At 75.8% G+C, this 2,565-nt stretch carries 2 protein-coding genes; one reads left to right on the top strand and one right to left on the bottom strand.

Features of this window, described 5'->3' with window-relative positions; translation table 11 throughout:
• On the bottom strand, positions 1-1,261 hold a 1,261-nt coding region (locus tag ABEB16_RS03485), incomplete at its 3' end, for a chorismate-binding protein (protein ID WP_345710881.1).
• A gap of 330 nt (positions 1,262-1,591) precedes the next feature.
• On the opposite strand from ABEB16_RS03485, the gene ABEB16_RS03480 reads away from it, so the two are divergent.
• The coding region (locus tag ABEB16_RS03480) for a glucose-6-phosphate dehydrogenase (RefSeq protein WP_345710880.1) at positions 1,592-2,565 on the top strand (974 nt) is incomplete at its 3' end.

Below are 2,565 nucleotides of genomic sequence, written 5' to 3'. Positions count from 1 at the left end.
CGGCGGCCGCGGCCGGCGGCAGCGCGCCGTCCGCCCGCGGCACCCCGGCGGCCTTGGCGTGGGTCTCGGCGACCTCCCCGCGGGGGTCGGAGCCGCGCACCAGGGTCGCGCCGACCGACACCCGCACCCGCGCCGCGCCCCCGCCGTCCTCGCGCACGTCGGCGGTGCGGATGAGGATGGGGGAGTCCAGCGTCTGCCCGCCCTCGCCGTCGCGGCCCAGCAGCGCCAGTGCGCCGGCGTAGTAGGCGCGCCCGGACGGCTCGAAGCGGCGGATCACCCGGCAGGCGCTCTGCACCGGGCTGCCGGTGACCGTCGCGGCGAACATGGTCTGCCGCAGCACCTCCCGCGCGTCCAGCGTGCTGCGCCCGCGCAGCTCGAACTCGGTGTGCGCCAGGTGCGCCATCTCCCGCAGGTAGGGGCCGTGGACGGTGCCGCCGAGGTCGCCGACGGAGCACATCATCTTCAGCTCCTCGTCGACCACCATGAACAGCTCCTCGACCTCCTTGGGGTCGGTGAGGAACTCCACGAGGCCCTGCGGGTCGGGGCCGGCCGCCGGGTAGCGGTACGTGCCGGAGATGGGGTTCATCACGACCTCCCCGCGCGCCATCCGCACGTGCACCTCGGGGCTGGCGCCGACGAGGGTGCGCGCCGCCGTGCCGCCGGCGGGGTCGGCGCCGGCGGGCACGTGCACGACGAACGTCCAGTACGCCCCCGTCTCGGCGACGAGCAGCCGGCGGAACAGGCTCAGCGCGGTGCGCGGGCCGAAACCCTCGATGCGGGCGTCGACGTCGCGGCGGATGACGAAGTTCGCGCCGGTGCCCTCGGCGATCTCCTGCTCCAGGATGCGGCGCACCACGTCGGCGTAGGCGTCGTCGTCGAGGTCGGGCGCGACGTCGCGCAGGTCGACGTCGTCGTCGGGCAGCGCGGAGAGCACCTCCTCCAGGTCGGCCAGCTCCACGGCCTCCTCGACGCGCAGCACCCGCAGCGGGGTGCCGTCGTCGTGGACGTCGAAACCGCGCTCGGCGATCTGCCGGAACGGCACCAGCGCCAGCGCGTCGCGGCGCGGTCCGCCGGCGGGTGCGCCGGTGGGCAGCGGGACGTCGGCGAGGCGGTCGACGGTGCTGACGGGACCGGTGAGCACCTCCACGGGGCCGGGGGAACCGGTGGCGGGGTCCAGGCGGCGCAGCAGCGCGAAGGGGGCGGTGCCGGCCAGCAGGCGCTGCACGACGGCGCGGGGGCTGTCGGCGGGTGGGGTGCTCATCGGGTCTCCTCGGCGGTGCGGGTCGGCGGACGCCGCCGCGAGGAGGACCGGGAGGGCCACCACCTCGCGGGGGCGGCGTCCCTGGGGAGGGGAGTCAGGCTGCCGCCGGAGGTCCCCACCACCACGCACGGCCGTGCGCGGCGCGGTGCGCCGCGTCGGGGGCCGCCGGGGTGGTCACGACCGGCAGCGTAGCGCCCGGTGGGGCGGGCGGTCAGCGGCCGCCCGGGATCCGGGGACCGGTGCGCGAAGGGACCGGTGGGCGGCTAGCGTCTCGCCCGGGGACGCGAAGCGTCCGCAAGACTTCCGGAAGCCGACCCGACGAGGTGAGTCGTGAGCCAGCAGCAGGACACCCAGGCGACCGTGTTCGTGATGTACGGCGCGACCGGCGACCTCGCGCGCCGCCTCGTGCTGCCGGCCTTCTTCGAGCTGGCCCGCCGCGACCTGCTGCCCGAGCGCTGGCGGCTGGTGGGCACCTCCCGCGGCGACGGCGACTCCGGCTGGTACCGCGGTTTCGTCCGCGAGGCCCTGGAGGAGTTCGGCCCGCAGCCGGACGAGGGGCCCTGGGAGGAGTTCGCCTCCCGGCTGTCCTTCGCCGGTGGCGGCTTCTCCGCCGAGGACGCCGGCGGCCTGCCCGGCGCCGTGGCCGAGGCCCGCGAGGCGCTCGGCGGCGACGCGCGGCTCGTGCACTACCTCGCCGTGCCGCCGGGGGCGTTCCTCGGGCTGACGAAGGCCATCGACGCCCACGGCCTCGCCGAGGGCTGCCGCATCGTCTACGAGAAGCCCTACGGCACCGACCTGGCCAGCTTCGAGGAGCTCGACGAGCAGGTGCAGCGCGTCTTCGACGAGGAGCAGGTCTTCCGCATCGACCACTTCCTCGCCTTCGAGGCCGCCCGCCAGCTCATCAGCGCCCGCTTCGCCAACACGCTGCTGTCGGCGGTGTGGAGCCGCGAGCACGTCGAGCAGGTGCAGATCGACATCGCCGAGACCCTCGACGTGGCGTACCGGGCGGACTTCTACGACGCCACCGGCGCCTTCCTCGACATGATCGTCACCCACCTCTTCCAGCTCGCGGCGACCGTCGCGATGGAGCCGCCCGCGGACCTGTCGCCGGACGCCGTGCGCGCGGCGCGCGACGCGGTCCTCGCCGACGTCCGCGAGGTGGACCCGGCCGAGGTGGTGCTGGGGCAGTTCGAGGGCTACCGCGACATCGACGGCGTCGCCGACGGCTCCACGACCGACACGCTCGCGGCGGTGCGGCTGTGGATCGACAACGACCGCTGGCGGGGCGTGCCGTTCCTGCTGCG

This window comes from Kineococcus glutinatus, from assembly GCF_039542765.1.
Classification (GTDB): domain Bacteria; phylum Actinomycetota; class Actinomycetes; order Actinomycetales; family Kineococcaceae; genus Kineococcus_A; species Kineococcus_A glutinatus.
The sequence above is the reverse complement of the archived record's forward strand: the minus strand, read 5'-3'. Positions and strand labels throughout refer to the sequence as shown.